The sequence below is a fragment of the Desulfonatronospira sp. genome (genome assembly GCA_003563255.1).
Lineage (GTDB): Bacteria > Desulfobacterota > Desulfovibrionia > Desulfovibrionales > Desulfonatronovibrionaceae > Desulfonatronospira.
The window spans coordinates 1-9,272 of record PWSL01000160.1 but is presented as its reverse complement, the minus strand read 5'-3'; the positions used below and the strand labels follow the sequence as shown (position 1 = coordinate 9,272).

Annotated in this window: 6 protein-coding genes and 1 pseudogene; all 7 read left to right on the top strand. The window is 46.7% G+C overall.

Going from position 1 to position 9,272, the window contains the following annotated elements; translation table 11 throughout:
* A partial coding sequence (locus QZP87_RS04565; RefSeq protein WP_291321737.1) for an N-6 DNA methylase occupies window positions 1-1,157 on the top strand: 1,157 nt, incomplete at its 5' end.
* Window positions 1,154-2,422: a restriction endonuclease subunit S gene (locus QZP87_RS04560; RefSeq protein WP_291321736.1), complete on the top strand. Its 1,269-nt coding sequence runs from the start codon at window positions 1,154-1,156 to the stop codon at window positions 2,420-2,422. The genes QZP87_RS04565 and QZP87_RS04560, both read left to right, overlap by 4 nt.
* Before the next feature lie 10 nt (window positions 2,423-2,432).
* Window positions 2,433-2,552 (top strand): annotated as a pseudogene (locus QZP87_RS15510) (AAA family ATPase); the annotation flags it as partial.
* Window positions 2,553-2,714: 162 nt separating this feature from the next.
* Window positions 2,715-4,094: a DUF3696 domain-containing protein gene (locus QZP87_RS04555; protein WP_291321735.1), complete on the top strand. Its 1,380-nt coding sequence runs from the start codon at window positions 2,715-2,717 to the stop codon at window positions 4,092-4,094.
* Complete coding sequence (locus tag QZP87_RS04550) at window positions 4,094-5,041, top strand: hypothetical protein (RefSeq protein WP_291321734.1); 948 nt, start codon at window positions 4,094-4,096, stop codon at window positions 5,039-5,041. The genes QZP87_RS04555 and QZP87_RS04550 overlap by 1 nt, the downstream gene beginning before the upstream one ends.
* Before the next feature lie 335 nt (window positions 5,042-5,376).
* Entirely contained in the window at window positions 5,377-6,027 is a 651-nt protein-coding gene (locus QZP87_RS04545; protein ID WP_291321733.1) for a type I restriction endonuclease, read from the top strand.
* A 2-nt stretch (window positions 6,028-6,029) separates the two neighbouring features.
* The coding region (locus QZP87_RS04540) for an N-6 DNA methylase (RefSeq protein WP_291321732.1) at window positions 6,030-9,272 on the top strand (3,243 nt) is incomplete at its 3' end.

The window sequence follows — 9,272 nt, the reverse complement described above, 5'->3', positions numbered from 1 at the left end:
AGATCAGGGCCTTCATGGTGGCCATGACTGACCCAGATATTGGAGACACGGTTTTTGATCCTGCCTGTGGTACGGCTGGCTTTCTCATAGACACAGTAAATTATCTGCTGGCAAAGTACAGTGAAAATCCAAAAGAGCTTCCTATCTATGGTAAGGAATGGCTGGAGAAACGAAACCAGACCCTGGAGGAAGCCAGGGAAAAGATCCCCAATATTCAGACTTACCATAAGGGGGCTGGGGAAAAGATTCCAGACTGGAACCTGCTGGAGTCTTCAATATTTGGTACTGATGTGTCCAGGCAGATGATGCGCATTTCAATGATGAACCTGGTTTTGCACGGCATAGGCAAGGCCCCGATAAAGAGGGCTAATGTTCTCTCTGAGATGGGTGGACTGACTGAAGACGATCTGAACCGTAAATACAAGGTTATTTTGTCAAATCCGCCTTTTGCAGGTGTATTGCCCAAAGACTCAATCCGTCATGATCTGCCCACCACATCCAAGAAAAGCGAACTGCTTTTTCTGGCTTTGATGATGGAATCTCTGGCACCTGGAGGGCGTTGTGCGGTGGTTGTGCCCGAGGGTGCTTTGTTTGGTTCTTCCCGGGCGCATAAGGATCTGCGAAAGAAACTGATTGTGGAATTTGAGGTCCTGGCCGTGGTTTCTCTGCCAGCTGGAGTGTTTAAGCCTTACGCTGGAGTGAAAACATCGGTCCTGGTTTTCCGGAAGCCGGTCAATGCTCAGAAAAAGAGGCAGGCAATGACCAGAAAAATCTGGTTTTATGAAGTCAAAAATGACGGCTATGATCCGGACAAGATCCAAGGTGGGGGGAGGCCTGAAACCCCGGAAAAAAATGAAATACCAGCTTTGTTGAAAGCTTGGGAGCAGTACCGGAAATCAGATTTTCAGACTCCGCCTGGCCAGCAGGCCGGTTCTGTTCTTTCACCAGGATCTGAAGAACCCAAATGCTGGTGGGCTGAGTATGATTTGATAGAAGGCAGTGACTTTAGCCTTACTGCAAGCCGCTTTAAGCCTCAGATTGGTGAGGAAATGCCAGATGAAGACCCGGCAGATTTGATTCGTGAAGTGTTGGAAATTGAACGGGACATCACAAGTGGATTGAAAAATTTGCTTAGGGATGTGGAGGCTTCAAGATGAAGTGGCCTTCAGTTCCCCTTGATAATATTTCCGTAACTATCAGGAATGGCTTGAATATAAGACAATCTTCGATCGCTGATGGGTTGCCCATAACAAGGATAGAAACAATTTCTGAACAAGTTATCAATCCTCAACTCGTCGGTTATGGTGGGATTAAGGAAGGAGAAAAAAAGGAGTGGTACCTTAAAGAAAACGATATTTTATTTGGCCATATAAACAGCGAAGAGCGTATTGGTAATTGCGCAATGTATAATGGCTTTCCAAAGCCTTTAGTACATGGAATGAACTTATTATGTCTTAGGCCTAATGTTCAACTAATTGATCCTAGTTTTCTATTATACTCCTTAAGATCAAATTTTTTCAAAATACAATTAAAGTCAATAATTAAAAGAGCGGTAAATCAGGCCAGTGTTTCAATTGGAAATCTGAAAGAGATAAAAATCCCGCTTCCTCCGTTCTCTGAGCAACGTCGAATTGTCGAGATACTCGATCAGGCGGATCATCTACGAAAGATGCGGATTGAGGCGGATAAAAAGGCGGAACGTATTCTTCCCGCCCTGTTCATTAAAATGTTTGGTGATCCCGTCCTAAATCCTCTTCGGCTTCCGACCGATGCTGTCGGTGATCTGCTCATACTACTTCGAAATGGAACTACCGCTGCACAAAACCAAAATGGTCAGGGCTACCCCGTAAGTCGTATTGAGACGATCTCCGCTGGGATTATCAATCCTCAACACGTTAGGTATGTTGAGCTTGATGATGAAGCCCGAGATAGGTGGATGCTGCAGTATGGGGATATACTATTCAGCCATATCAACAGTGAGTCCCATATCGGCAAGACGGCAATTTACAAGGGGCAACCACCATGTCTCATTCATGGCATGAACCTGTTGTTGATACGTTCAGATCAGAACAAGGTGTTACCTGAATACCTCTTCGCAATTCTGAATACAGAGTCAGTTCGTACGGCTTACCGGCAACGATGCAAGCGGGCAGTCAATCAGGCAAGCTTAAACCAGAAGGACATCTCTACGCTTGAAGTAGCCGTGGCACCACTGGATGCTCAATCTCAATTTTGCAAGATAGCTAATAGTTTACTTGGACAGTTGGAACTACAGAAACAGTCGACAGAGAACATTGATTCCCTATTCGACAATCTCCTCCATCGAGCCTTTTCTGGCGATCTCACAGCATCATGGCGGCAAGCCAACATGAAAGAACTTCTTCAGGAAATGGAAATACAGGCCAAAGCTCTGGCCTCATAGGAAAGATAATATGATTACATCACTTCATCTTGGCAATTTCAAGGCATTTGCAAAATCTCAGAATATTCCTGTCAAGCCCATCACCCTCATTTTCGGGGCTAACAGTTCGGGCAAGTCAAGTATTATTCATAGCCTGACCCTGATGCATGAGGCCATGCGTACCGGCGAACTGGATCAGTTCCGTACAGAGCTTGGAGGTAGCTCCATTGATCTGGGGGGGTTCCGCCAATATATCTATCGCCGTCAGGCCAATCTTCGCATGAAATGGGGGGTGTCTCTGGAAACTGGAAGAATGACCGGCAGATTGAAAGAGATCCTTGAGCCGGTTGATGATATTACTCTGGATATAGCAATAGGCATGCCCTTGGACGATCATGATCAGCCTATTGCCGGGTCTAAGCCCAATGTAATTTCCTACGAGCTTGAAAGTCAGGGAGAAACTCTGCTGCGCATGAGCCGAAGGCCAGAAAACATGATGGCTCTGGACATGTTGCCATACAAGCACCCTGTTATCCGAAGACTTGTCACCGCTTTACTTGAAAGTTTCACTACCACCGGAAGTGTGACAGAAAAAGATATACAGGACCTTGAAGAACCTATTGCTGAAATCATTGCTAGGTTGAGAGGACCAATGGGTACTTTTTTTCCTAAAGGCATAAAAGATAAAAGCCTTGATGAAGAAGCCAAGCAGAAACTAAACTTTTTCCCTGTAAGTCGTGGCACACGTCAGGAAGACCTGGCTAAGGCTGTGCGTTTTTTTCTGCCCAGGGCGTTGGATGAATTGATCCAGGAGTTGAATTCTGTTGTTTATGCTGAAATAAAGCGTCTGCAATATTTAGGTCCACTTCGCTCATACCCTCCCCGCCATATTGCTTTTGCAGATCATGACGACATCAACTGGCACGCTGGGGGCGGATATGCCTGGGATGTGGTCCGTCGTAACAAGGAAGTAAGAGATAAGGTCAATAAATGGCAAAATGATGACAAAAAGCTGAGTACCCCCTATGAAATGTCCATAAGAAACTTGTTGACCCTTGATGATATTGACGCTGACTATGAAGAAATCATTGAGCAGATTGAAAGAGCATTTGTTGATGAAGACTATGACCGTCTTGGAGGTAGCAATGAAGATGATATCGGCGGTGATCTGTTTGGAACTTTATACGGAGTGTTGTCTGAAATAAGAAACAAAGAGGCAGATCTTGTCAGTATACAAGAGCTGGTGCTTTTTGATCGCAGAACAGACACCCAGGTATCTCATCGTGATGTTGGGATCGGCGTGAGTCAGGTTCTGCCCGTGCTTGTTTCTGCCTATGGATCTAAGAATAAGATCATAGCCATTGAGCAGCCTGAGATTCACCTACACCCTGCCTTGCAGGCAGAGCTTGGGGATGTTTTTATTGAATCTGCTCTTTCAGACAATAACACTTTCCTGCTTGAAACCCACTCCGAGCATTTAATCCTGCGCATCCTTCGTCGTATAAGGGAAACATCCGAAGGTGAATTGGAAGAAGGTGCTATTCCTATTACTCCAGACCAGGTATCTGTGCTGTATGTCCAGCCAGATAATAAAGGCTCACAGGTGTTGCACATACCAGTCAATAAGGAAGGTGAGTTTGACCGGCCCTGGCCCCATGGTTTTTTTGCTGAACGTGCCAGGGAGCTGTTCTGATGATTTATGAGTATGCTATTGAGCCTGAGCTTGCAGTTGATTGGGGTAAGGATCGTTCTGAATATCGATATTTTATCGAACAATTTGGGATTGGAACTTCTCGAATCATGTCCGAATTTCCAGGATTCAAAAATTGGAGAAAGCAGTTCAAGCAGGCAGCAGCTAATGCAGATCCGGATAATGAGATGCCAAGGATAACTGCTATTTTCAATCTTCTTGCGGAACGGCGCATTCGGCGTATCGGATATGAGTATAATGGCAACATTTCTTGGCTGGAAAATGCTGAGATAGAAAATGAAAGGCAGGCGTTTCAGGCTATCCTGTCAAGGGTGAACCCGAGAAAGCATGCCAAAGTGTTGAAAAAGGGAGACGTTGATACCAGTGCACTTTGGAAAGTCGATGATCAGGAGTGTTGTCCCCGAAAAGCTAAGATCATGTCTGAATTCATAATTCCATTGCTGGCTAATTGTTCAGAACTTCATTTTATTGATCCCCACTTCGGGGCAGAAAATCCAAGATTCCGGAAGCCGCTTGAAGCATTTATCAATACGCTTGTAGCCAACCGGTTGGCTCGGCCCGCGATGAGAAAGATAGCATTGCACACCTCTGACAAAGCGGATTTCAGTTATTTTAAAAGTGAGTGCCTCAGTCATCTCCAGCCAAGAATACCAGCTGAATGCAAACTAATTATTCAGCGCTGGAAACAACGTAAGGGCGGAGAAAAGCTGCATCACCGCTATATTCTGACGGATATTGGTGGAATCAAGTTTGATCCTGGTCTTGATGAGGGCAGTCCAGGTGAAAATGTTGAGCTAATTCTTTTAAGACGAAAGCTCTATGAAAAGCACTGGAACGACTATGTCTCCCAGCCTGCATTTGATCCGGCTGAAGAACCTTTCGATGTTGTCGGGACGTACAAAGAGATAAGCAATGATTATTATAGATAATTGCAGACATATTCAATAAAGGGCATGATATGCAGGACATACCTGATGCTCCTATTCCTGAATTATTTGTTATCACTACAGCGAAACTTTTCAAACCTCGCTGGTTACAGCCACCTGGGACAGGCACCACTGCACTTATTTTTGTTAAAAGGTGATTTTATTTGCTTGAAAAAATAAGTACGGGGAGAGCCAGTCCCCTGCGAATAAAATCAAAGTTTCGCTGTAGGGTTATTGAGCAAATGTATTAATGATTGGCATGCTGGTTGCTATGGCCAGGATGATTACCGCCGGCAAAGCCGGCATCTTATTATGAGCAAGATGTTTCAGGAGAGTACATGACGGTCCAGAATGAACGTGCCATATGTCAGGAGTTGATCGAGCCTGCTCTTTCAGCAGCCGGCTGGGGATGGAGGCGGGAGGTGCGTATTGGACCGGGCCGGGTCAATATCAGCGGTGAAAACATGTACGATCCTTCCCAGGAAATTGTCGCTGATTACCTGCTTACCCATCACGGGGTTCCCCTGGCAGTACTTGAGGTCAAAGCCGGCAGCGCGGCTGATGGTATGCAGCAGGCCTCGCGTTATGCCCGCAGGCTGATAATCAGGTTTTCCATGGCTTCCAACGGCCGGGACTGGATTCTCACGGATAACGACACCGGCAATTATGAGACTCTGCAAAGTGTTCCTTCCCCCCAGGACATTATCACCCGCATGGGGGTCTCCCTTGACTGGAATCGATGGGAGAAAGCCTTCTCTGCTGGTTATCATGTAGACCAGATCACCCGCAAAACAGTACGTCCATATCAGGAAATGGCCATATTCAAGACCCTGTGGCAGTTTGCCCAGGGGATTGACCCAAGACAAGAAGTCCGTCAGGCAGTGAAAAACGCCTGTGACCAGCTCAATCATGAAGGTGTTGACGCCCGCAACTATGTGGAGCAGCTGGCCTGGCTGTTTTTTTTCAAGGCCTTTGCCGGGGAGTTATAGTCATGCCCGGTTCTGGTTATTCGAGTTCAGCATCCAGCAACTCCCTCGACTTTTTCAGAAAATATCCTGATCTGTCGCGCCATGACCTGCCTGTAATCCTGGCAACGCTTATATTCTTGCGCTGGGTTGATTTCCAGGACGCGGAACTGGAAGCCATGGCCGCTTTTGATGAGGTTGAGTACAGCCCTGTACTCCCTGCAAGCTGTCATTGGAGAACATGGCATGCCTTTTCCCCTGAAAAGACGCAGACCTTTTTCAAAGACCAACTTCTGCCCAGGCTGCAGAGCCTGAACAGATCCCAGAACACCTTGGCAGCATACCTTTGCCGCCTCATTCCAACTATTCAAAAAGTATCCGGGCTGCCCCCATCATCCTGGACCCCGCTGGCAGGATGGCTGGCTGATCAGCCTTTTGAAACCCAGGCTGACCGCAGGGCGTTGCTGAAAACTTTTGATTCCATAATTGAAAACTCTTCAAAAAAACATTCAGCTGGATCTGGTTTTCTGCCTGTTCCTGCCGGCATCGCGGAAATCATGGTCAGACTGGCCGCGCCATTTCCAGGGGCCAGGATTTATGATCCATGCTTTGGCCTGGGAAGTCTTCTCACTACAGCCTGGGATTATGTGCAAGAGCAGCAAAACAAAGAACCAAGGCGTGTCAGCTCTTCCTTGCTGTACATTGCCGGAGTTGAGCTGGACCCCGAATCCTTTGTAATCGGGCTGACCAGGATCATTCTGGCTGGAGTGGAAGAGCCGCGCCTGGAGCTGGGCAGCAGCCTGGAAAGAACTCCTTCCAGCGATTCTGTGTCCAATGGATTTGATCTGGTTCTAACTAATCCACCTATGGGCATGCGCGTTGATCCGGCCGGACTGGAGCATTATCCGGTCAGGACCAAAGATGGTGCGGCCCTTTTTATTCAGCACGCACTCTCCCAGCTCAAACCTGAAGGCCGGGCCTTGATCATTGTTCCTGAGGGGGTGCTTTTCAGAAGTTCAGAAATGCCGCTGCGCCGGATGCTTATTGAAAGGCACACTGTGGAGGCTGTGATATCTCTTCCAGCAGGTGCTTTGCCCTATGCCGGTATTAAGACCGCCATCCTGGCAATCAGGCGCGGAGGTGAAACCCAAAAAATCCGGATGCTGGATGCTGAACCATATTTTTTCAAGCCGCCAGGTAGTAAAGTAGTTGCGATTCAGTCTGAACAGCTCAATGAGCTGGTTCAACAGGCCAGAAGCAAAGATCATGCAGAGCATTCCTGGGAGGTTGAAGCTAACGACCTGGAAAAACTGGATTATGATTTAACACCTAAGAGACGCGAATTGAACGCTTTGACAGGGGTCCTAGATTCCCTTCCGCATGAAGTTCAGATTCTCAAGCTTGGAGATTTTTGCAGGATTATGGCAGGCAGGCCCATGCCAAGTGAAAATCTCTTAGATTATTCTCCGCACCTGACCGATTTAGCTGAACAAGTATTACAGGCTGGAAAAGATAAATCTATACCAGAAAAAGACAAATTACAGCATCAGGATGTTCCGTATGTTAGAATAAAAGACATCCAGCATGGATATGCCTCCAAAGCCTCATCCTGGCTCGCACCGGAAGCAGCGTCTGGTGTTGACCCCAAATGGAAACTCAAATCAGGGGATATTCTTATTTCCAAATCAGGCAGCATTGGCAAGGCCGGCCTGGTGCGCAACAGCGCTGTAGGGGCCATTGCCGCTTCAGGGCTTGTAATCCTCAGAGTGGATCAGGGCCTTATAGACCCTCACTTTCTTTTGGCCTACTTAGAGAGCAACGAGTGCAAAAAATGGCTCGATGCTCATGCCCGCGGAACAACCATAAAACATCTATCCAAAACCAGCATTGAAGAATTGCCGGTTCCGGTGCCGCCCCTGCAAATTCAGCAGAATGTGGCCAGGCGGTATCATGAAAACAAGGTCAATGCCCTGACTTACCTGGTCCAGATCCTGACCAGGTGTGATCAGGACCCAGTTGCGGACTGGCTGGACAGGATTGAGCCTGAACTCTCAAGACATGATGAACTAATGGAAGATTCGTTGGACTTGTCTTTTCAGAGTGGACTGGCATCAAGGGTTAGTGAGATTTACAACCAAATAGCAGATGAGACTGATTCAGGCAACCCTTTAAAACCATGGTTTACCAGTTTTGCATCAGTAGCCTCAAGCCTTCAGGGAATAGATACAATACCAACAGGCCCTGGACTCCTTAGCGTGCTTCAGGAATCCATCAGGGCGCTGAATTATTCTTATTCTCAAATTAAGGGAAAACGTCCCACTGAGGAGCAGGCCAGAAATGTCACCAGCTTGTTAATTTCCCAATTGCAGTTGGCCTGTGACGTTATGTTTAACAGGATTGAACTTCAATTCAATTCTTCAACTACAGGGTTGCGCGCTGGTGAAGCTTCAGAAATATCAATCACAGTCGAAAACCAGGGATTCCTTCCTCTGCGCAATCTGATCATTTCCACTGAGCCTGACTGGGGAAGTAAGCAAATTGCATATTTGGAAGAAGGAGAATCTAAGATTATTGACATAAACGGTCCTAGTCAGAAAGAGTTAGCCAATTTAAACCTAACAATTCACTGGAGCGCCAAGCTCCTTGATGGTCGCCAAGTTGAAGGATCAAGGGAAATTGTTTTTGAAGTCATTGATTCTGTTTCTGGGGTAAGGGAGGAAGTTCAACTTTTTTCTGGCAGTCCCTATGTCTGTGGTGACCCAGTCAAACCAGAGCGTAGTGATGTTTTTTTTGGCCGGGACGAATTACTTGATCAGATTCGTAGACAAGTGATGCAAAGTGGCAACGTAGTTCTTCTCGAAGGTAATCGCAGGTCAGGTAAATCATCAATTCTCTGGCATCTTGAAGGATCGGATGCCATTCCAGGCTGGCTCGGGGTTTATTGCAGCCTTCAGGGGACTGAGGGAAGCAAGTATACAGCTGGAATATCAACAGCAGAAATATTCCGGAAAATGGCCAAAGACATTGTTAAAAGCTTACAGAAGTTTGGCAGAAGTACTCCTTTGCCCGAGGGTACAGTGCTGGCCCCTGGCAAAAAAGCAAGGCGTTTTAATGATATTTTGCAGAAAGGGATTAGTGAGAACTGTCCTTTTACTGATTTTTGCGATTATATAGAGATTGTTCTGGAATTTCTGAGCAGGGATAACTTGGGCCTTCTTCTGATGTTGGACGAGTTTGACGAAATTCAGGAAGGCATTGACAGTGGTTTT